Below are 20,103 nucleotides of genomic sequence, written 5' to 3' on the forward strand. Positions count from 1 at the left end.
CCAGCGCGTAACTGTTGCACCAGCGCAACGAATCCGGCTTTTTTTCTCCGCAGCGATCGCGCCGCGGCAGAACGTTTTCAGCCGCCGCCAAAGCGAATCTGACTAAATTATGACAAGAGTCGCGGCCGCCGTCAGGCGAGGTTGATCTCGCGCAAGCGCTGCATCAGGAAATCATGCGCGGTGATCGGTGCGGGTCTGCCTTGGGCGTCCTGTGCGGCGCAACATTCGAGCGACTCAATCAGGTAATCAGGCCGGAAATGCAGGAAAAACGGCATGGAGTAACGCGACCTTTTGGCCCTCGCTCCGCGCGGGTTCACCACCCGGTGCGTGGTCGAACGCAGGACGCCATTGGTCAGCCGTTCCAGCATATCGCCAACATTGATGACCAGTGCGCCTTCGGGCACGTCGACCGCATGCCACTCGCCCGCCTTGGTCAGCAGCTCGAGCCCGGCCTCTTCCGCACCGAGCAGCAACGTAATGGTGTTGATATCGCCATGCGCAGCGGCACGAATTGCGCCTTCGGGTGCATCGGGGCCAAGCGGCGGGTAATGCAGCAGCCGCATGACCGAATTGCCATGCTCGACAGTGTCGGCGAAGAAAGTGCGCGCCAGCCCCAGGTGCAGTGCGATCGCTTCGAGCACCCGCAGCCCGGCAGTGTCAAAGGCGGCAAACAATTCGGTGAATGTCGGCTTGAACCCCTCAACCTCTTGGGGCCAGATATTGGGAGCCATATACTCGGCCAGCGCGTGCCCCGGCGGCAAGTCGCGCCCAACGTGCCAGAATTCCTTGAGGTCAAAGATTTCTGCATCCTTGGCCTTTTCCGTGCCGAACGGCGTGTAACCGCGCGCGCCGCCGCCGCCCTCGATCTTGTAGCCGCGCTTGACGCTGTCCGGCAACGCGAAGAACGCTTTTGACGCCGCCTCGGCGCGGGCGATCAGATCTTGCGGGATGCCGTGGTCGCGCACCACGGCAAAGCCATATTCGCCGAAACTGCGGCCCAGTTCATCGGCGATCTCTTCAAGCGGCTGAGCAAGCGAAACGGAAGCAATATTGATTGTGGTCATAACCCGTCACTTAATACGCGGTGTGCGCCTGTGCCAGTGCAATCACAGCGGCAGAAATATGCTTGCCAGTGCCGCGCTCATCAAATTGGCAAGGCTGCCTGCGGCGAGCGCCTTTAGCCCCAGCCGCGCGATCACCGGACGTTGATTCGGAGCCAGCCCGCCGGTCACCGCCATCTGAATCGCGATCGATGAAAAATTGGCGAAGCCGCACAGCGCAAAGGTGACGATCGCCCGGCTGCGTTCGGTCAATTCACCCGCCGCGCTCCCCGCTCCCAGCGCGCCCAATTCGATAAAGGCGACAAATTCATTGAGCACGATCTTGGTCCCGAACAACCCGCCGGCGATCTGCGCCTGCTGCCAGTCGGAAATGCCGATTAGAAACATCACCGGCGCAAACAGATAACCGAGCAATTGCTGAAAGCTGACCGCGCTCAGCCATGCGGCGGTTTCCGCGCCAAACGGCTGGCCGATTCCCGCCGCCAGCGCAACCGCGCCCGATCCCAACGCGGCGAGCAGGCCATTGGCCAGCGCGACCAGCGCCACGAAAACCATCACCATCGCGCCCACCGCAACCGCCAGTTTGACGCCGGTCTGCGTGCCTTGCGCAGCGGCCTCGATCACATTGGCGGGACGCTGACCTTCTTCGAAAGTTTCGGCCATGCGCACTTCCTCGGGTTTGCCGCTTTCAACCATAGCCGCTGGCCCGCCCGCGCTGATCCGTGAATATGGCAATTCGAATTTCTCGCCGCTTCTGTCAGCCACGGAGACGCGCGACTGTTGATCGGTGGGCTGGCCGGATTTCTGGATGATCCCTGCCCCTGCCGCCACAGCCGCAAGGTCATCCCCCGAAAGGACCGGCTCTGGCGGGTCGGGCATGATGATCTTGGCCATCAGGATACCGCCCGGTGCCGACATGAACGCCGCCGCCAGCAAATAGGGCACGGCATCGTTGCCAATAAAGCTGGCATAAGCGGCGAGAATAGTGCCCGCAACACCCGCCATGCCGACGGTCATCAAGGTGAACAATTGCGCCGGGGGCAGCGCGGCGAGATAGGGCCTAACGACCAGTGGGCTTTCGGACTGACCGACAAAGATGTTCGCCGCACTGCCCAGCGCTTCTACCCGGCTGATGCCGGTAATCCAGCCAATCGCTCCGCCAACCCAGCGCACCAACCGCTGCATGATGCCAAGGTGATAGAAAATCGAGACAATCGCGGCAAAGAACACAATCACCGGCAGCGCCGCGATCACGAAGGTGTTGGCAAACGGATTGCTTTCCATTGGGCCAAACACCGATGTGATCCCGACCTTGGAATAGTCGAGCAGCGCGATCACCCCGTTCGACAGGAACTGGATCGCAGCAACGCCAAAATCAGTGCGCAAGACGAGCAGTGCCATGAACGCCTGCAAGGCAAACGCCGCGCCGACCACACGCAGATTGATATGCGATTTGCCAGAGGAAAGAACAAAGGCGATGCCAAGGATCGCTGCGATCCCGATCAGGCTGAATAGGATGGAAGTTATGATCTAACTCACCGACGCGCGGTGCCCCTGATTATGGTTTGCCCGTTTGGCCCCGAAGGTGGACCTGCGCGCAGACCAGAACAAATCGGCGCTGAAGAGGGTTGGCATTTTGCTCTCGGCAAAGCAACCGCCAAAGCAGGTGGGTGAAAGCGAGCGCAGCGCGGCTTTTCTTTTGTCCAGCCCTCGCCTAACCCTCAGGCGATGAGCGATACCGAAATGGCGCCAGCGCCGCCGACCGAAACAGCCGAGCGCGCACTGGCCGCGCCGATGGGCCTGTTCGTATACATCATCCTTTATGGCGGGATGACGGTTCTGGCCGGGGTGGTTGCTTTCAAACAGGTTCAGCTATGGCCCAGCCAGCTTGCAGTCGAAGCGGGGATTTTCCCGTTTCTGCTCTTGGTGGTGATTACCAGCACCATTGCTCAACTGTACGGGCAAAGGCTCGCCAACCGGTTGATCTGGGTTGGATTTCTCCCACTGGCTCTGTCGGCAGCGCTGATCTATCTGGTCCTGTCGCTGCCGGCCTCATCCGAAATGCTCGAATTCCGCAGCGCCGATCTTTCCGCTTTTGAAACCGTCATGGGACAGACCCCGCGCATCCTGATGGCGGGACCTGCGGCCTATATCACCTCACTGCTGCTCAATGTATGGATTTTCTCGCGCCTGCGCGGGTCGGGTGATGCAAGCACGATCGGCTTGATGATCCGCGGAGCGATTGCCTCAGCGTCGAGCCAAGCTCTCGATTCGATCATCTTCGTCACCCTGGCATTTTACGGGGAGTTCGACATCACCAACCTACTCATCGGACAGGTGCTGGCGAAAGTCACGCTGAGCATCGTGTTGGTACCGTTCCTCATCACATTCGGGGTGCGGGCAGCGCAATGGCTGGACATGCGCGAAACCCGATAAAACGTTAGAGCTGCGGCTTCAACGGCGGATCAATCCTATTGCCCCCACACTTGGCCTGTTAATCTGCCACGGTTCTTTCGGGGGAGGTCTGCGATGCCGTTCTACCATGGGCTCAAATCCTACATTCACGATCCGGCGCGGGGCGATTTTCCGCACTATCCGGGAAAGCAGGCTTGGATCGCGGGCCGCCTGCTGGCGCTGCGCCGCGACCTGCATGACGCAATCGGCCGCGACCGCAGGCCGCGATCGCTGATCGTGGGCAGCTGGAACATTCGCGCCTTCGACGATGGCACGCCGCGGCTGGATGAGAGCTATCATTACATCGCGGAAATTATCGGCAATTTCGACATTTGCGCGGTGCAGGAAATCAAGGGCGATCTTGAACCGCTGGATCGGCTGCGAAAATTGCTGGGCCCCGGCTGGGAGTATTTCGTATCCGATGTATCGACCCATAAGGGTGGCAACAACGAACGCATGGCGTTTCTCTATAACACCAACCGTGTGTTCTTCCGTAGACTGGTGGGGGAACTGGTGCTGGACCCCGATGACCTTGCCGGATCGGACCAATTCGCCCGCTCGCCCTTCTTCGCCGCGTTTCAGGCCGACTGGTTCCGGTTCTGCCTGTGCTCGACCCATGTCATCTATGGCGGCACCTCGGCGGACGACAAGGTGCTGCGCGCCGAAGAAATCACGCAAATGACCCGGATGCTGGTCAACCGGGCAAAGAGCGAGGATCAGGTCTATATCCTGCTGGGCGACATGAATATCGAAAAGCGCGACGGCCCAATTATGCAGGCACTGCGCGATAGCCAGATGGAAGTACCTGTGTTTCCTGCAACCAACCTGCTGGGCGACAAACATTACGACCAGATGGCATACACGGTGCAGGGTGCCGCGACGCGCAAGACCAGACTGATCCGCAGCGGGTTGTTCGATTGGCGGCGGTCGGTGTTCGGCCCGTTCCCGCAGACCGAGTTTGACATGCTGCCCGCTGGCGAAAAAGCCGGCCCGTCCCGCCGCCTCGCCCATGCCGACATGATCGCGCATTACAAACCGGTCTGCGACGCGCAGCGGGCCGCGGCGGGCAAAGCTCCGTATAGCGATTTCGAGCGCAGCTATGGCCTGTGGACGACGTTTGAAATGTCCGACCATCTACCGATCTGGATCGAGCTCGAAGTGGATTATTCGGACGAATATCTGGAACGCTACGTTTAACGGCCCGCAGACCTGTTCAAGCGCAATATGGTGAGCCCTGCTGGGTTCGAACCAGCGACCTACTGATTAAAAGTCAGTTGCTCTACCGACTGAGCTAAGGGCCCCCATGGGGTCTTCCGCGCGCCAGATGGCGCGGGTCGGAGCGCTCACCTAGTCAGAGGGCGGGGGTGGGTCAAGCGTGCATTGATCTGCGCGATGCTCCGCCCGGATGAAGGGTCGCGCCAATCGGCGGCGATGGACGCCGCTGGGTCAAGCACGAAGCGGCGCTTGCCAAATTCCCGGTGCGGGATGGTGAGAGAGCTGCCGCGCTGGCTGGCACGCGGCGCGCGCGCGGAATATTGCCCCCCGCTCCAAAGAATGATGTCGAGGTCGAGCACCCGGTCTCCCCAGCGGCGGCCCCGGCGGCGGCCAAATTCGCGCTCCAGCCGTTGCAATCCGGCAAGCAAGGCTGGCGGGTCATATTCGCTATCAATCACGCAGGCAGCATTGGCAAAGTGCCGCTGCGCCGCGCCCATCGGGATCGAAGAGATAATCGCCGAACGCGCGGTAACGGTGCCAAGCACCGCGCATTCCTCCATTGCCGCGCGAAGGACGCTGGGCGGTGGGCCAAACTGGTGGTGCGGACGGTTTGATCCGAGCGCGATCAGGTAGATGCTGCTCAAGGCGGTCAGATATCCTCGGCAATCCGCCCGTAAAGCTGCGGGCGGCGGTCGCGGAAAAAGCCCATGCCCGCGCGATGCGTGGCTGCCTGCGCAAGATCAAGCGCTGCCACCAGCGCGCCTTCCGCGGCATCGTCAAAGCTTTCGATAAGATCGCCCCATTCATCAGTGATGAAGGAATGGCCGTAGAAACTCTGCTCGCCTTCCGCTCCCTCTGCGCCGATGCGATTGGCGGCGACCACCGGCATGCAATTTGACACTGCATGGCCCACCATCGCGCGGCGCCACATGCGGCTGGTGTCGAGGTCGGCGTCATAGGGCTCGGACCCGATGGCGGTGGGGTAAAGCAGCACCTCGGCCCCCAACAGCGCCATCACCCGCGCGCATTCGGGATACCATTGATCCCAGCAGATCCCGACGCCTACGCGCACCAGCGCGCCGTCATCACCGGGAATATCCCACACCTTGAAGCCGTCATTGCCGGGGCGGAAATAGTATTTTTCCTCATAGCCGGGCCCATCGGGAATGTGGCTCTTGCGATATGTGCCCATGATTTCCCCATCGGGGCCGATCATCGCCAGCGTGTTGTAATAATGATGGCCGTCGCGTTCGAAGAAGCTGGTGGGGATCGTCACCTTCAGCCGCGCCGCCAGCGCCTGCATTGCGATCACGCTGGCATGTTCGGCAGTCGGGCGGGCGAGCGCAAACAGCGCCTCTTCCTCGGCGCGGCAGAAATAGGGGCCGGAAAACAATTCCGGCGGCAGGATCAGCTTCGCCCCGCGCGCGGCTGCCTGCTCGACCAGCGCGGCAACGGCGGCGATGTTTTCGGCTTCGTCCTCGCGGCCAAGCGCGAGCTGGAGGGCGGCGACAGTGAGTTGGCTCATGACGCCGCCCTTTAGTCTCAGTCGGCTTTCTTGAAAAGCAGCGTCATGCGGTCGCTTTCACCGATGGCGAGATATTCGCTGCGGCGCGCATCATCCTCGCCTGTGGCCAGCACTGGAGGCAGCGTCCAGACACCGTTCTCCCAATTGGCGGGATCAGCAGGATTGGCGTTCACCTCACTTTCCCCGGCAAGTTCAAAGCCGTTTGCCTCAAAGATAGCAATCACGTCAGCTTTCCGCATATATCCGCGTTGGCGCGCGCCGTAATCGTCATAGCTGGCGCCATCAGGGGCACGGTGCTGGACCACGCCGACCATGCCATCATCTTTCAGCATGGTGCGCGCGGCTTTCAACACGTCGTCGGCATTGTTGCCAATATTGAGCCCGTGCATCGAACGGAAGATCAACACCCGGTCAACCGTGCCCGCAGCAGTTTCGGGCATTTCGTCTATCTCGAACGCCATCACCTTGTCCGCTTCGACTTCCATCGCGGTGGCAACGCTGGATTTGAAGCTTTCGGTCCAGCCCTTGGCTCGCGCCTCTGCGGCGCGGCTGCGATAGGTTCCGCGGTCGCTATCGGTGTTAAAGGCGATGTATTGGCCCGCGGGCATCAGATACGGTGCCAGCACACGGGTGTACCAACCGCCGCCGGGGCTGAACTCGGCCACGGTCATGGTCGGCTCGACCCCAAAGAACGCCAGCGTTTCGGCGGGATTGCGATATTCATCGCGTGCGCGGTCACCGTCGCGGCGTTCATGGGCGAGCACTTCGGCAAGCGCGGGCGCAGCGGCTTCCATATGGCCATCGGCAGCAGCGGGGCTGGCTACGGCGAACAGAGCACTTCCGGCGGCAAGCGCAGCAAGTGGGGCAAGCAGGGTGAGTTTCATTAGGGCGGTCCTCTCTGATTGAATTCACTGGTCATCTCCCTACGCTGTGACGCAGGCATGACAAGCCATGCAATCAGGACTCGCGAAAGGGGCAAGCGGTTCCTATGTCCCGCGCCGACCAAGGAGATAGACGGCATATGGAACAGGCAATCATCGCAGGCGGATGTTTCTGGTGCACCGAGGCGGTGTTCCGCGATGTGATCGGCGTGAGCGCGGTCGAAAGCGGCTATATCGGCGGGACCAAGGCGAACCCGACCTACAAGGAGGTCTGCACCGGCTCCACCGGTCATGCGGAGGGCATCCGCGTGACCTTCGATCCCGCCGTAATCACCCTGCCCGAAATATACGACGTGTTCCTTGGCACGCATGATCCGACCCAATTGAACCGGCAGGGGGGTGATGTCGGCACGCAATATCGCAGCGCGATCTTCCCGCTCAACGCTGCGCAAGGCGAGGAAGCCAAGGCCGCAATCGGCCGCTGGAATGCCGAGAACGGCAACATGGCGGTGACAACGATAGAGGGGCTCGATGGCGATACGCTGACCATGGAATGGTATCCGGCGGAGGATTACCATCAAGAATATTGGGAAGGCGAAGGCCAGCGCAATCCCTATTGCCTCGCAGTGATCCCGCCCAAGATCATGAAGCTGCGCAAGAGCTTCCAGAAATATGTGAAAGGGTGAGGGCTGCTCACCCCTTCTCCCTCTGACCCGCCCCGAGCGTTACCCGGTTTACATCCAGACTTTAAACAAAACCCAGGGTGCCTCTACGTTCAGCATTCTAGGGCTGTCTAGCCTTTGAATCCTTAGCTGTGCATTGCGCTCATCAAAGGCGAGGAGTTGAAAGTCGGCGCCCAGCCATTGAAGACCATGACCCGAGTCAGTGATTGTTCCTGCTAGGCTCTGACAATTCGATCTCGTGCCAACACATTGCCGAAAAACCCCGTCGCCTGCATGGCCGAGGTATAACGACATGTCTGTCTTGAATTCTTCTCTGGGCAAAAGCGTAAACCCGGCAGACGGGATGGCATTTTCGTCATCATGGCATTTCCCGTCGATCAAAAGGCTGGGATACATGGAATAGCAGCTAATGTAGCTCTCGAATGCCTGATCCCCGTCGCGGTCATAAAAACAAATCAGTTTGTTGCTCACGATGCCGGACCGCCAAAGCTCCTGCGATGAATTGCGAATGTTCCGGGCGGCACAATAGACTGCTTCGGGATTCTTGAGGCCACTGAAGGGCGGCACGAATACAATCTAGGTTTGAGCGAGCGCCAGCACCTTCCCGTCATTGTCTACGATGTCTTCGACATTTTTTGCCAGTCTTAACGGCAACACTCTGGTACTAATCTGAAGATCGTGGTCCCTGCCAACTTCAATGGTGTCTTGCTCAGGATCATATGGTTCGATCACCCATGTGCCAGTGCGGCCATTGTCTTGCTGCGCTGACAGCACGCCAGGGAGCATAAGGCAAAATACGTAAGTCAGCAGCCCGATAAACCGCATCACGTTTTCCTTTCACATAACCGTGCCGTGTATACCCAAAAGGTTGGTTCAAACACAATCGGTCGCTCTCCACCGCCCAACAAAAAACCCGTCCAGCCCACCTTCCGCGCCAAGCATCCCCGGATAGGTTCGCACCCAACCTTCGGGCGTCGGTGTGAGGCCGGCAGGGAGCTCCTCTGGCGTAATTGGATCGGGGGTAAGGCCAAGTTCGGCATCAATCCACGCGGCCTGTGCCTCGCCCTCTTCGCGCTCCAGCGAGCACACGGCGTAGACCAGCGCTCCGCCCGGTTTTAGCCAGCCCGCCGCCTTGACCATCAACGCGCGTTGCAATTCGATCATCTCGGTAATCTGGCGCGCGCCGATGCGGTGGAGCACATCGGGGTGGCGGCGGCAGGTGCCGGTTGCGGTGCAGGGCGCGTCGATCAGGATCGCGTCGAACTGGTGCTTGGGCTCCCACGTCAACGCATCGGCGCGCACAGACGACGCTTTCAGCCCGGTGCGGCCCAGATTGTCCTTCAGCACGTCCAGCCGCCGCTTAGACAGGTCGAGCGCAGTCACTTTCCACCCCGCCGCAGCCAGCGCCATGGTCTTTCCTCCCGGCGCAGCGCACAGATCGAGCGCGCTTCGCCCATTGCCCGCGCCCAGCACCATCGCGGGTATCATCGCGGCAAGGTCCTGCACCCACCACGCGCCCTCGGTGTAGCCTTCCAGCTTCTCAATCGCCGTGCCGCGCGGCACCCGCACATGGCCGGGGGCAAGGCTTACCCCGCCCAGCTTTGCCTGCCATTGCGCAGTCTCTTCGGCGGTCTTGATGTGCAGATCAACCTCGGGCGGGTTGACGAGACCCGGCGCAATCGCTGCCGCCCGCGCGCCCCAACGCTCCACCACCGCATCGGGCAGGGTCGGCACCTCAGGCAGGATCACATCGCGCTTTACGAGGGTCGAGAATACGCCATGCGCCAATCGCCTCGGTCCACCAGCCAGCAGCGGAAGCCCGGTCCCGATCACCGCATGCGGCGGCGTGCCCAGCCTCAGCGACTGCGCCAGCATCGTCCGCAGCACCATACGCGGCTTGGCATCGTCGGGCAGGCGCTGCTTGGTCGCGCTGTCGATCAGCGTATCGAGATCGGTCAGCCAGCGCAGAGTCTCGCCCGCGATCGCGCGTGCCAGCGCCTTGTCATTGGCGTCGCGCACGTCGCGCAGGGCAGCAGGCGAGGCCTGCTCCAGCGTCTCCCCCCGGCGCAGCACCGCATCGAGCATCTTTAGCGCAGCGCGGCGCGCGTGAATTCCTGTTGGATCAGCCATATATGGCCTCGGCCCTACCCGCGCTTGAAACCAAGCGCCAGCGCGCGCATTGATAGGGTCTATGACAAAAGAAAAACCCGAAGCGGCAAAGGCTTTCAAAAAGCCCGCTCACTGGACCAATGATCCCCCGCCCGCGCCAAAGCGGGTTGACCCCCTGAAAGATGAACCGCGCGAACTTTCCCCCACCCGCTATGGTGATTGGGAGAAAAACGGGATCGCCTGGGATTTTTAGAGCGGCCCGAGCCCCCGCGCAGGTGGGAACTCGCAACAAGTCACACCTTCACAAACGCCACCTTCAAGCCGTCTTTGGGTTGAGGAATGGGCCACGCCTGCCAATCGGGCGCGTATCCCTGAGCAACCTCGATCCGGTAACGCTGCAACACCTGCGCCAGCAGCACCTTCACCTGCATGTATGCAAAATGCAGCCCCAGGCACATATGTGCCCCGCCGCCAAACGGAACCCAAGCATATTTGTGCCGCGCCTTTACCTTGTCTGGCGTGAAACGCATTGGGTCAAACGTATACGGATTATCCCAATATTCCTCTGAATGGTGGGTCCAATAGATATTGATCCCGACCAATTGGCCAGCCGGGATGCGATAGCCGCCATATTCGAATTCCTTAAGTGCCCGGCGCGGCATGGAAGGCACCGGCGGCATCATCCGCAGCGCTTCCTTGAAAGCCATTTCGGTCAACTCCAGCTTCGCCAGATCGTCGTAATCAAGCGCGCGCGGATTGCCATTTGCGTCGGGGCCGCCGGTGACCGCGGTGATTTCTGCGCGGACTTTTTCCTGCCATTCGGGATTGGCGGCGAGATAATAGATCAGCGAGGTTGCCGAAGAAGTGATCGTGTCATGCGCCGCCATCATCAGAAAGCTCATGTGATCGACCACCTGATCCACCGGCAGTAATGATCCGTCTTCGCGGGTGGCGGTGGCGAACTGGCTGAACATGTCCTGCCCGCCCCCCTCTGCACGCCTGCGCTCGGTCTCACGGGTGAGATATTCGACCATATAGGCGCGGCCATCGACACCCTTTTTCATTTTGGTAAAGGGCAGCGGCTTGCGGATCGGGGCGACCGATGCTTGCACCATATCGACAAAGGCGGTGTTGATCCGGTCTGCCTCTGGCCCCCATGGAATACCCAGAAAACTATCCGCAGCCAGATCCAACGTCAGTTTCTTGATCGCCGGATAAAACTGCATCGGCCCTTCCCACTCGGCAACTTCGCGGGCGATGCCGGAATTGAGCGCGCCCGAATAATGCCGCATCGGCCCCGGCTTGAAGGCGATGGAAAGCGCGCGGCGGTCGATCCGGTGGTGATCGAAATCCATCAGCATCAATCCGCGCGGAAACAATTGGTCGAGCACCGGGCCCCAGCCCTGTTCCGAAGAAAAAATCTTGTCCTTGTTGAACAACACCAGCTCGTTCGCATCCGCCCCAATCAGCGCGACGTTCCAGCCGCCAAAGGCATGAGTCTTGTAAACCTTGCCATATTTCTCGATCCGCGCCCGCGTAAAGCCGTGCGGATCGGCCAATTGGTTGAAAGTGTCGCCGATGATCGGCCAGCTACCGTCGCCGGGAATATGAGCAATTTCCGCCAGTGTGGGCACGCCTTGGCTCCAATGGTCAAAGGCCGCTTCAGAATTTTCGGGGAATTGCGGCTTGGCGAGTGTGGCCATGGTTGGGCGGCTCCGGTCGACTTGCAGGTTGAAAAAATCGGTATGCATTATGCTACTTACCACAGTGTAAATAGCGAGCCAACAGCGATGCGATAGGATTGAACCGTCGTTCTGAACGCGCGCCGCTTTCGAACCGTTATGCCAGCGCGGTCAGATCCAGCCGGACAACTCGCGCCGAATCATTGCATCCAGCATGGTCACACCGCTGTCTGAAACATTGAGGCAATCGAGCACGGCGTATTCCTCCCCGCCTGCCTCCAGGAATTCGTCGCGCCCTTCGAGCGCCAGCTCTTCCAGCGTTTCTACGCAATCGGCGGCAAAGCCAGGCGCTGCAACCACCAGCCGCTTGGTCCCCTTCTGGCCCTCAGCAATCAGCGTGTCGTCGGTCGCAGGTTCCAACCATTGAGCAGGGCCAAAACGCGATTGAAAGGTCGTTTCAAACCGCACTCCGTCAAATTCGCTCCGCCCGATCAACCGTTCGCGCAGCAAGCGAGCGCTCTTGTGGCAATGGCAATGGTATGGATCGCCCTTTTCCAGCGTGCGCTGCGGCATGCCATGAAAGCTGAGCAGCAGGACCTCAGGCCGGAATGACAGCGCGCGCACTTGCCGGGTCAAATCATCGGCAAGCGCGGTGAGATACAGATCGTCGTCGTGATAGGGCGGCAAGAATCGCAGAGCCGGCTGCCAACGCATTTCGCCCATCACCCGCGCGACCTCGTCAAACACGGTGGCTGTGGTGGCGGCGCAATATTGCGGATACATCGGCGCAATCAGGATGCGGTCGCAGCCTTTCTGCGTCAATTCGCCCAATCGCTGCTCAATCGACGGAGAGCCATAGCGCATGGCGTAATCGACGATCACATTGGCTCCCGCCGCGCCGCCGCCGATTTGCGCTGCCACCGCTTCGGCCTGACTGGCCGTGATATCCGCCAGCGGCGATCCGCGTTTGGTCCAGATCTTGGTATACGCGACCGAACTTTTCTGCGGGCGGGTGTTCAGGATGATCCCGCGCAGGATCGGTTGCCACGCAATCGCGGGAATCTCGATCACCCGGCGATCGGAGAGAAATTGTTTGAGGTAACGCTTCACCGACGCTGGGTCGGGCGCATCGGGAGTTCCCAGATTGATGATGAGCACCCCAATCAATCCGCTGTTTACCGGCGGGTGATCGCTTGGAAGGCTTTGTGATTGCCAGGTCATTGCGCGCTCAACGCGCGAAATCCACGGAAGCTCCCCCGGGCGCGCAGGACATTGGCCGTCCGAGAGGTGGAGATCCGGGTCATAGACCGCCTGAAAGTAGGGGCAGACGCCGCAGCCGCAAGCCTGTCGCGGAAAATAGCGCGTTGGCAATCGCGGGCGGTGCGATCACTGCGCCGATCTCGCCGGGATCAGCGGGGGCGGCGGTGCTTGGAATAAAGTCGACCTCAATTTCCGGGCAATCTGCCAGCGTGGGCAAACCCATGTCGCCATATTCGAAACTGGTCGGCAGCCCGCCGCGCATCCGCACCGCATTGCCAAGCGCGATGCCCAGCCCGAACAGCAAGCCGCCCTCAACCTGCTGGCGGGCAATATCGAGATTGATGATCCGCCCGATATCGACCGCCGCCGACAGCCGGGTGACCCGCACACCCCCTTCACCCTGACGCGCGGTGGCGACGCAAGCGATGCGCGCTCCGGATTCGGCATCGCCAATCCGGTGGCAAGCGATCCCCTGTCCGCTCTGATCGGCCCCGCCGTCCCACTGCGCCATCGACGCGGCGCGTTGCAGGCAGGCAGCCAGCCGAATATCGCTGCCCAGCATCGACATCCGGAACGACAAGGGTTCGCGGTTCGCCAGCGCGGCGATCTCGTCAATAAAGCTTTCGATCGCAAAGGCCGCCGGACTATGCCCATTGCCGCGTACCCGGCCGCTGGGCTGCCCGGTCTCGACCGGTATGTGGCGAACCGTCACGCTGGGAAGTTCATAGGGCGGCACCGCGCCTTCGCAGGCAAGCGCATCGCTTCGGCCTGAGGCTTCACGGATCGCCGCCCATGGGGTAAGATTGCCGAACAGGCGGCGACCAAACTCATGCGTCGCTGGCGGAGTGGCGATACGCAGTTTGAGCGCGTCGATCGCGCCATTGCCGCCTTGGGACAGCTGCGCGCCGAGCAGCATATAGGCTGGCGGGCGCGGGCGTGACCCGATCATTTCTTCGCGCCGACGCCACGTCAGCTGCACCGGCTTGCCGAGAGATTTGGCGATATGCGCGATTTCGATCGCGTGTTCGTGTTCCAGCCGCGCGTCAAAGCTGCCGCCTGCGGGCATGGGGTAAAGCGCGACGTCCTCGGTGCTCAGCCCCACCGCCTTTGCCGCCGCGGCGCGAGCTTGTTCGGGGGCCTGCGAGGCTATCCACAATTCCAGCCGCCCGTCCGAATACCGCGCCGCCGCGCTGGCGGTTTCCAGAGGCGCGGCATGGGCCGGTTCAATCTCGTATCGCCGGGCAATGTCGACGCGGGTCATCGCCGCTTCGCCAAAGCCGGTTTCGGCGATCTTGAAGCTATCCCCGGCGGTCAGCAACGTATCCATCCGCGCGTCGATATCGTCGCTGTTAACTGGAAAGCTGGCGGTGAATTGCGGGGCCATGGCATCCAATGCCCGCTCCGCGCTCCACCATGTCGTGGCCGCCACCGCTAGCCAGCGGCGGGTTTTTACCGCGCCAACGATACCGCGAATATTGGCTGCACCCGCTTCGTTGAAACCGGTCAGTTCGCTACCGGTGCTTGGCCCGTGGCGGATCGCGGCATAGACCATCCCGGGCAGGCGTACGTCGCTGGCGAAGGTGAAGCTGCCATCGACCTTTGACGGAAGGTCGATGCGCGGAAAATCGGGTGGCGGATCGCTGGCACCAACCGCTGGAGAAGCACTGGGATCAGCGCCGGGCGTTTCGGTGCGCAGCGGCGGCGGGTCGGGCGGATCACGCTCCGCAGCCCCGGCGGCCAGTTCGCCAAAGGTTGCCGACTGATCGCCCCAGCTCACGATGCCGCCTGCGACCTCGCATTCCTCCCATGATGTGTTCCAGCGCGATGCCGCCTCCGCCGCCAACATGGCGCGCGCGGCGGCGGCGGCTTCGCGGCAAGGCGCTTCATAGGCGGCCAGCGAGGTTCCATCGGCGGTCGCGGTGAACCGCCCGGCGGTGGCAAACCGCTGCGCCAGCAACTCATCGGTGGTTTGTGACAGCCCACTGCCCAGCGGCTCCCACAGTTCAGACCAGCGCCGGGCCAGCGGCACATTGGGATAGGCCGCCGCGATCGGCGCGGGCTCGACTGCGATCTGCCGCCAGTCTGCCCCCAGTTCCTGCGCGATGATCTGCGGCAACAGTGTTGTGATCCCTTGCCCCATTTCAAGCTGCGGCACCGCCACTGTGATCACCGAATCTTCGGCAATCTTGATCCATGCATCAAACGCATATTCACCGCTGGCCGGTTCCAGCGGATTGGGATAATTGCGCGGCAGAAACCACCAGGCGACAAACAACCCGCCGCCCAGCGCCGCTCCGGTGACCAGACCCCTGCGCGTGACCTGCATCGCTTCAGAGCTTTCCGGTCTTGATCCACCGATCAAGCTTTTCGGCAATCGCATGGAAGGGCGCGGCTGCCTCCCCATCACCCGCAGCAGGCGGCTGTCCGGCATCGCCCGCAATGCGGGTTTCCATCGTCAGCGGGACGCGGCCAAGAAACGGGATCTCAAGCGCTTCGGCGAATTTTTCCACCCCGCCCTGTCCGAAGGGATCGCTGATCTCGCCGCAGTGCGGACAGGCGTACCCGGCCATGTTTTCGACAAGCCCGATAATCGGCACATCGCCGTCTTCGAACAATTGCCCGGCGCGCGCCGCATCAAGCAAGGCGAGATCCTGCGGCGTGGAAACCAGCACCGCGCCATCGGGCTTGCTATCGGCCATCATGGAAATCTGCACATCGCCTGTGCCCGGCGGCAGGTCGATCAGCAGCAATTCGGTGTCGTCCCAATGCGCATCGACCAACTGACCCAGCGCCTTGCCCGCCATTGGTCCGCGCCACGCCAGCGCTTTGCCGGGAGCGACGACATTGCCCATCGACAGCAGCTTGACCCCATGCGGGCTGTCAACCGGCACCAGCTTGCCATCCTCGCTCATCGGCTTCATGCGTTCGGTCGCCAGCAGGCGCGGCTGTGACGGGCCATAGATATCGCCGTCGATCACTCCCACCTTGCGTCCCAACCGCGCCAAAGCGACGGCGAGATTGGTGGTGAGTGTCGATTTGCCCACCCCGCCCTTGCCCGAACCCACCGCAATAATCATCCGCCGCCTGCGATCCGCGATCAACGCGACGCGCACCTCATCGACCTCCGTAAGGTCGATCAGCGCGGTTTCGATCAAACCTTCGAGTTCCTGACGCGCCTTGGCCCCCAGATCACCCGCTTCGGCCACCACCACCGCGCGCCGTTCAGTAATACGTGCGGAGCGCAGCCGGCCATGGATTTCGACCGGAAGCCGGGACCGGATCAGCGCCTCAGCGGCGGCGGGATCGGGATTGGAATTGTCGCTGTTGTTCATGCCGCGCAGCCTCTAGCATCAATTTCCCCGCGCCAACCCCTGTTTTTCCGCAAATTGCATTCCTATAAGGATGACATGCGAATGTTGGACGGTTTTAGACACAATCTCGGGCTGGCGATGGCTGGCAAGAAAAATCCCTGGGGCAAACCTGCAAGCGGAGGCGGCGGCTCGGACGGCTCTGACGGCGGCGATGCCGATGACAGCGGGGGGAGCGGCTCTGACGGACCGCGCAATCCGTGGCTGCCGGGCGGCGGTTCATCAGGCAGCAGCAAAAAGCCCGGCGGGCGGCGCTCGGCCAGCATCGAAGACATTTTCAAGAATCGCGGCCCCGAAGGCCCGCGCCGCGCGGGCGGCGGCGGTGGCGGTCCAACATTCCGCCTGCCCGAACGGCCCGGCGGCGGCAGCTGGATGCCTGTGTTTTTCGCCGGATTGGCCGCGGTCTGGGTTTTGATCAGCAGCGTCCATTTCGTTCAACCGGGCGAAGAAGCGGTCGTGACCCGGTTTGGCGGAAAATATGTCGGCACCTTTGGTCCGGGCACCAATTGGTCCTATCCCTATCCAATCAGCATCGTCGAAAAAGAAAATGTGATCGAGGTTCGCACCGAAGAAGTGCCGACCAAACTCATCCTGACCGGCGATCAGAACCTTGTCGATCTCAGCTATTCGATCCGCTGGAACATCAAGGATCTGACTCAGTTTCAGTTTCAGCTTGCTGATCCGATCGAGACGGTGCGCGAATCGGCTGAAACCGCGATGCGCAGTTCGGTTGCGGAAAAGACGCTCGATACGGTTATCGGCGGTGAAGGCCGAGGCGACATCGAACAAAATGTCCGCTCGCGAATGCAAAGTATTCTTGATGGTTACGGAGCGGGAATCAACGTCGAGGGCGTTGAAATCGACAAGACCGACCCACCCGAAAGCGTGATCGATGCGTTTAATGACGTGCTTGCCGCGCAGCAGGATGCAGAGCGTGAGCTTAACCGCGCCCGCCGCTATGCGCAGCAGAAACTGGCTCTGGCAGAAGGGGACGCAGCCGCGTTTAACCAGATATACGTGGAATATCGCCTTGCGCCCGAGGTCACCCGCCGACGGCTTTATTACGAAACCATGGAAGCGGTGCTATCCAACACCGACAAGACCGTGATCGACGCCAATGGCGTGACCCCATATATCCCCTTACGCGAAGTGGAGCGCAGCCGACCGGTCGCGCCTGTAACCGCACCCGCACAGGGAGGGCAGTAAAATGCAGAATGTCTGGAACCAATACCGCCTGGCCATCGTGCTTGCGGGTGTGCTGCTGGTTGGCCTTGCCTCGACCCTGTTTGTGACGCCGGAAACCAAGCAGGCGGTGATTATCCGCACGGGTGAGCCGCATTCTATCGTCAACATCTACACGCCCGACGACCCATTCGGGGCGACCGGGGCGGGTTTCTGGTGGCGCATTCCCTTTGTTGACCGGGTGCAGATGGTCGAACGCCGCGTGCTCGATCTCGACATGGACAATCAGCAAGTTCTGACCAGCGATCAACAGCGGCTGGAGGTCAATGCCTTTGCCCGTTTCCGTATCATACAGCCCGTGACCATGGTGGAACGTGCAGGCGATGAACAGCGTCTGGTATCGCAGCTATCGCCGATCCTGACCTCGGTCCTGCGTCAGGAATTGGGCCGCCGCACCTTTGCCAGTTTGCTGACCGCAGAACGCGGGAGCGCGATGACCAATATCCGTGACAAGCTTGACGCGCAGGCGCGCGAATATGGGGCGCAGATCATCGATGTGCGGATCAAGGCAGCAGACCTGCCCGAAGGAACTCCGCTGGAGGCAGCCTTTACCCGGATGATTTCGGACCGACAGGAACAGGCCGAAACCATCCGCGCACAGGGCCGCAAGAACGCGCAGATCATTCGCGCCGAAGCCGACGCCGATGCCGCCAAGACCTATGCCGATGCTTACGGCAAGGACGCGCAATTTTATGATTTCTATCGCGCCATGCAAAGCTATCGTTCGACCTTCATCGACGGGCAGGGGTCAAGCTCGCTCGTGCTCGATGCGGACAATGAATATTTCAACCAGTTCAACGGGCAATGATGCAGCTTTGCCGACCAACAGCCCATACAGCGCTACCGATTACACTTGTGTTCAATCAACGTTAAGTGCGTCTGGGGCCAAAGTGGGGGCGTAACTGGAACATCTTCGGGCGCGAACAAAGCCGCGTCCGGCAAGGAAAGGAACGAGAGGACGTGAACAACGTGCGGTATGTTTATGGACTGACGAGCGCGCTTTTGGTGGGCGGCGCAGCGGTTTCGCTGATGACTGGCTATCCCGCAGGGGCGCAGGTGGCACAGAACGACGATAATGTGATGAACCGGGTCGTCCCGGTCGCGGGCGCTCCGGCAAGCTTTGCCGATCTGACCCAGCAATTGCAGCCCGCCGTGGTCAACATCGCCACGCGCCAATCGATTGAGGTGGAACGCAACCCGTTTGCGGGCACACCGTTCGCCGAATTGTTCAACCGCCGCGGCGGCGGCAGCAATCAACCGGAGCGCCGCGAAGCGCAGTCGCTGGGTTCGGGCTTTATCATCAGCGCCGATGGTTTTGTGGTGACCAACAATCACGTGGTGTCGCCTGATAATCGCGCGACGCTCGAAGAAATCACCATCACCATGCCCGATGGCACCGAATATGAAGCCGACCTGGTCGGGGCCGATGCGCAGTCGGACCTGGCGGTGCTCAAGATCAAATCGGACCGGACATTTCCCTTTGTCGAATTTGGCGATTCGAGCCAGACCCGCGTCGGCGAATGGGTGGTTGCCATCGGCAACCCCTTTGGGCTGGGCGGCACGGTAACCTCGGGCATCGTTTCGGCGGTCTATCGCAACACCGGGCAGGGCGGCGCCTATGACCGCTATATTCAGACCGACGCCAGCATCAATCGCGGCAATTCGGGCGGTCCCTTGTTCGACATGCGCGGCAATGTAATCGGTATCAACAACGCGATCTTCTCGCCATCGGGCGGCAGCGTCGGCATCGGCTTTGCGATCCCCGCAGAAATTGCCGCGCCCATCGTGGCGCAATTGCGCGAAGGTCAGGAGATCGAGCGCGGCTTTCTGGGCGTGAGCCTGGAACCGATGAATGATGACCTCGCCGATTCGCTGGGTCTGCCGCACAATCGCGGCGAAATGGTGCAATCGGTTCAGGATGACAGCGCGGCTCAGCTGGCCGGCCTGCGTGCAGGCGACATCATCGTCAACGTCAACGGTCAGGATGTCACTGCCGAGCAGACCGTCTCGTTCCTCGTCGCCAATATCGCACCGGGGGAAAGCGTTCCGATCATCGCCATCCGCGATGGCCGCCGGGTGTCGTTCAACGCCACTTTGGGCAAGCGTCCGAGCGAAGCTGAACTGGCGCAGCAACAACAGACCTTTGACCCCGACGCCGAGGAGCCGGTTGCGCCCGAAGAATCGGACGCGATGATCGCCGAAAAACTGGGGCTTCAGGTGCTGACCTTGACCCCGCAGATCGCGCGGAGTCTGGGCGTTGCTGCAGAAACGACCGGGCTGGTCATCGGCGTGGTCGATCCCAACTCTGACGCGGGCCGCAAGGGCCTGCGCCGCGGTGACATCATCCTGTCGGCCAATTATCAGGAAGTCAGCACGATCGAAGGGCTGCGCGAACAGATCACCGCTGCCGAGTCAGATGGCCGCGACGCTGTGCTGCTGAGGATTCAGCGGCGCGGCGCACCGCCGCGCGTTGTCCCGGTACGGCTGCGCTGATCGGTTAGCATCCAAGCCATGCAAAGGCCCCCCGCGCGCCCAGCGCCCGGGGGCGTTTTTTTGTCGCCGCAGGCAAAGCGGAAAATTAAACGCGGGCGGGGGGGGGGGGGGGGGGGGGGGCCGGGATTTT

General features: G+C 61.3%; 18 protein-coding genes and 1 tRNA gene. 7 read left to right on the forward strand and 12 right to left on the reverse strand.

Going from position 1 to position 20,103, the window contains the following annotated elements:
- Positions 1 to 131: 131 nt before the first annotated feature.
- Together ACM64M_RS12235 and ACM64M_RS12240 are read right to left on the reverse strand one after the other, a co-directional pair.
- Positions 132 to 1,064, reverse strand: a complete 933-nt coding sequence (locus ACM64M_RS12235; RefSeq protein ID WP_416228982.1) for an isopenicillin N synthase family dioxygenase — start codon at positions 1,062 to 1,064, stop codon at positions 132 to 134.
- A 42-nt stretch (positions 1,065 to 1,106) separates the two neighbouring features.
- Positions 1,107 to 2,588: a NupC/NupG family nucleoside CNT transporter gene (locus ACM64M_RS12240; RefSeq protein ID WP_416228998.1), complete on the reverse strand. Its 1,482-nt coding sequence runs from the start codon at positions 2,586 to 2,588 to the stop codon at positions 1,107 to 1,109.
- A gap of 201 nt (positions 2,589 to 2,789) precedes the next feature.
- Here ACM64M_RS12240 and ACM64M_RS12245 point away from each other — a divergent pair, with 201 nt between their 5' ends.
- Together ACM64M_RS12245 and ACM64M_RS12250 are read left to right on the forward strand one after the other, a co-directional pair.
- On the forward strand, positions 2,790 to 3,497 hold the full coding sequence (locus ACM64M_RS12245; RefSeq protein WP_416228983.1) for a queuosine precursor transporter: 708 nt from the start codon (positions 2,790 to 2,792) through the stop codon (positions 3,495 to 3,497).
- Positions 3,498 to 3,590: 93 nt separating this feature from the next.
- Positions 3,591 to 4,712 carry an endonuclease/exonuclease/phosphatase family protein gene (locus ACM64M_RS12250; RefSeq protein ID WP_416228984.1) on the forward strand — a complete coding sequence of 374 codons (1,122 nt, stop codon included), beginning with the start codon at positions 3,591 to 3,593 and terminating at the stop codon, positions 4,710 to 4,712.
- A 28-nt stretch (positions 4,713 to 4,740) separates the two neighbouring features.
- Here ACM64M_RS12250 and ACM64M_RS12255 read toward each other — a convergent pair.
- The 4 genes from ACM64M_RS12255 to ACM64M_RS12270 all read right to left on the reverse strand — a co-directional run bounded on the left by ACM64M_RS12255 (position 4,741) and on the right by ACM64M_RS12270 (position 7,139).
- Positions 4,741 to 4,816, reverse strand: a tRNA-Lys gene (locus ACM64M_RS12255).
- A gap of 42 nt (positions 4,817 to 4,858) precedes the next feature.
- Positions 4,859 to 5,374: a 2-amino-4-hydroxy-6-hydroxymethyldihydropteridine diphosphokinase gene (gene folK / locus ACM64M_RS12260; protein WP_416228985.1), complete on the reverse strand. Its 516-nt coding sequence runs from the start codon at positions 5,372 to 5,374 to the stop codon at positions 4,859 to 4,861.
- 5 nt (positions 5,375 to 5,379) lie between these two features.
- Entirely contained in the window at positions 5,380 to 6,255 is an 876-nt protein-coding gene (aguB, locus tag ACM64M_RS12265; protein ID WP_416228986.1) for an N-carbamoylputrescine amidase, read from the reverse strand.
- A gap of 17 nt (positions 6,256 to 6,272) precedes the next feature.
- On the reverse strand, positions 6,273 to 7,139 hold the full coding sequence (locus tag ACM64M_RS12270) for a class I SAM-dependent methyltransferase (RefSeq protein ID WP_416228987.1): 867 nt from the start codon (positions 7,137 to 7,139) through the stop codon (positions 6,273 to 6,275).
- A 137-nt stretch (positions 7,140 to 7,276) separates the two neighbouring features.
- On the opposite strand from ACM64M_RS12270, the gene msrA reads away from it, so the two are divergent.
- Positions 7,277 to 7,822 (forward strand): peptide-methionine (S)-S-oxide reductase MsrA, encoded by a 546-nt coding sequence (gene msrA, locus ACM64M_RS12275; RefSeq protein WP_416228988.1) that lies wholly within the window; start codon positions 7,277 to 7,279, stop codon positions 7,820 to 7,822.
- A gap of 573 nt (positions 7,823 to 8,395) precedes the next feature.
- Here msrA and ACM64M_RS12280 read toward each other — a convergent pair.
- Both ACM64M_RS12280 and ACM64M_RS12285 read right to left on the reverse strand, forming a co-directional pair.
- Positions 8,396 to 8,644 carry a hypothetical protein gene (locus tag ACM64M_RS12280; RefSeq protein ID WP_416228989.1) on the reverse strand — a complete coding sequence of 83 codons (249 nt, stop codon included), beginning with the start codon at positions 8,642 to 8,644 and terminating at the stop codon, positions 8,396 to 8,398.
- A gap of 48 nt (positions 8,645 to 8,692) precedes the next feature.
- Positions 8,693 to 9,949: an RsmB/NOP family class I SAM-dependent RNA methyltransferase gene (locus tag ACM64M_RS12285; protein WP_416228990.1), complete on the reverse strand. Its 1,257-nt coding sequence runs from the start codon at positions 9,947 to 9,949 to the stop codon at positions 8,693 to 8,695.
- Positions 9,950 to 10,010: 61 nt separating this feature from the next.
- Between ACM64M_RS12285 and ACM64M_RS12290 the strand changes: the two genes are divergently transcribed.
- Positions 10,011 to 10,181 carry a DUF1674 domain-containing protein gene (locus ACM64M_RS12290; protein ID WP_416228991.1) on the forward strand — a complete coding sequence of 57 codons (171 nt, stop codon included), beginning with the start codon at positions 10,011 to 10,013 and terminating at the stop codon, positions 10,179 to 10,181.
- Between the two features lie 40 nt (positions 10,182 to 10,221).
- Here ACM64M_RS12290 and ACM64M_RS12295 read toward each other — a convergent pair whose 3' ends face one another.
- The 4 genes from ACM64M_RS12295 to ACM64M_RS12310 form a co-directional block, all read right to left on the reverse strand.
- A complete protein-coding gene (locus tag ACM64M_RS12295; protein WP_416228999.1) occupies positions 10,222 to 11,631 on the reverse strand; it encodes a cytochrome P450 in 1,410 nt (469 codons plus the stop codon).
- Between the two features lie 150 nt (positions 11,632 to 11,781).
- Positions 11,782 to 12,831, reverse strand: coding sequence for a ferrochelatase (gene hemH / locus ACM64M_RS12300; protein ID WP_416228992.1), 1,050 nt, complete (start codon positions 12,829 to 12,831; stop codon positions 11,782 to 11,784).
- A 79-nt stretch (positions 12,832 to 12,910) separates the two neighbouring features.
- Positions 12,911 to 15,196 (reverse strand): molybdopterin cofactor-binding domain-containing protein, encoded by a 2,286-nt coding sequence (locus tag ACM64M_RS12305; protein WP_416228993.1) that lies wholly within the window; start codon positions 15,194 to 15,196, stop codon positions 12,911 to 12,913.
- A gap of 4 nt (positions 15,197 to 15,200) precedes the next feature.
- A complete protein-coding gene (locus tag ACM64M_RS12310; protein ID WP_416228994.1) occupies positions 15,201 to 16,202 on the reverse strand; it encodes an Mrp/NBP35 family ATP-binding protein in 1,002 nt (333 codons plus the stop codon).
- An 81-nt stretch (positions 16,203 to 16,283) separates the two neighbouring features.
- On the opposite strand from ACM64M_RS12310, the gene hflK reads away from it, so the two are divergent.
- The 3 genes from hflK to ACM64M_RS12325 all read left to right on the forward strand — a co-directional run bounded on the left by hflK (position 16,284) and on the right by ACM64M_RS12325 (position 19,973).
- Positions 16,284 to 17,444, forward strand: coding sequence for a protease modulator HflK (gene hflK, locus ACM64M_RS12315; protein WP_416228995.1), 1,161 nt, complete (start codon positions 16,284 to 16,286; stop codon positions 17,442 to 17,444).
- Position 17,445: 1 nt separating this feature from the next.
- Positions 17,446 to 18,288 carry a protease modulator HflC gene (gene hflC / locus ACM64M_RS12320; protein WP_416228996.1) on the forward strand — a complete coding sequence of 281 codons (843 nt, stop codon included), beginning with the start codon at positions 17,446 to 17,448 and terminating at the stop codon, positions 18,286 to 18,288.
- A gap of 152 nt (positions 18,289 to 18,440) precedes the next feature.
- A complete protein-coding gene (locus ACM64M_RS12325; RefSeq protein ID WP_416228997.1) occupies positions 18,441 to 19,973 on the forward strand; it encodes a Do family serine endopeptidase in 1,533 nt (510 codons plus the stop codon).
- Positions 19,974 to 20,103: the final 130 nt, after the last annotated feature.

The organism is Qipengyuania sp. ASV99, assembly GCF_047872805.1.
Lineage (GTDB): Bacteria > Pseudomonadota > Alphaproteobacteria > Sphingomonadales > Sphingomonadaceae > Erythrobacter.

What these genes read in the sequence shown, in the direction of transcription:
- ACM64M_RS12235 (WP_416228982.1), bottom strand. Translation starts at nt 1,064, where the DNA reads ATGACCACAATCAATATTGCTTCCGTTTCGCTTGCTCAGCCGCTTGAA.
- ACM64M_RS12245 (WP_416228983.1), top strand. Translation starts at nt 2,790, where the DNA reads ATGAGCGATACCGAAATGGCGCCAGCGCCGCCGACCGAAACAGCCGAG.
- ACM64M_RS12250 (WP_416228984.1), top strand. Translation starts at nt 3,591, where the DNA reads ATGCCGTTCTACCATGGGCTCAAATCCTACATTCACGATCCGGCGCGG.
- aguB (WP_416228986.1), bottom strand. Translation starts at nt 6,255, where the DNA reads ATGAGCCAACTCACTGTCGCCGCCCTCCAGCTCGCGCTTGGCCGCGAG.
- ACM64M_RS12270 (WP_416228987.1), bottom strand. Translation starts at nt 7,139, where the DNA reads ATGAAACTCACCCTGCTTGCCCCACTTGCTGCGCTTGCCGCCGGAAGT.
- msrA (WP_416228988.1), top strand. Translation starts at nt 7,277, where the DNA reads ATGGAACAGGCAATCATCGCAGGCGGATGTTTCTGGTGCACCGAGGCG.
- ACM64M_RS12280 (WP_416228989.1), bottom strand. Translation starts at nt 8,644, where the DNA reads ATGCGGTTTATCGGGCTGCTGACTTACGTATTTTGCCTTATGCTCCCT.
- ACM64M_RS12285 (WP_416228990.1), bottom strand. Translation starts at nt 9,949, where the DNA reads ATGGCTGATCCAACAGGAATTCACGCGCGCCGCGCTGCGCTAAAGATG.
- ACM64M_RS12290 (WP_416228991.1), top strand. Translation starts at nt 10,011, where the DNA reads ATGACAAAAGAAAAACCCGAAGCGGCAAAGGCTTTCAAAAAGCCCGCT.
- ACM64M_RS12295 (WP_416228999.1), bottom strand. Translation starts at nt 11,631, where the DNA reads ATGGCCACACTCGCCAAGCCGCAATTCCCCGAAAATTCTGAAGCGGCC.
- hemH (WP_416228992.1), bottom strand. Translation starts at nt 12,831, where the DNA reads ATGACCTGGCAATCACAAAGCCTTCCAAGCGATCACCCGCCGGTAAAC.
- ACM64M_RS12305 (WP_416228993.1), bottom strand. Translation starts at nt 15,196, where the DNA reads ATGCAGGTCACGCGCAGGGGTCTGGTCACCGGAGCGGCGCTGGGCGGC.
- ACM64M_RS12310 (WP_416228994.1), bottom strand. Translation starts at nt 16,202, where the DNA reads ATGAACAACAGCGACAATTCCAATCCCGATCCCGCCGCCGCTGAGGCG.
- hflK (WP_416228995.1), top strand. Translation starts at nt 16,284, where the DNA reads ATGTTGGACGGTTTTAGACACAATCTCGGGCTGGCGATGGCTGGCAAG.
- hflC (WP_416228996.1), top strand. Translation starts at nt 17,446, where the DNA reads ATGCAGAATGTCTGGAACCAATACCGCCTGGCCATCGTGCTTGCGGGT.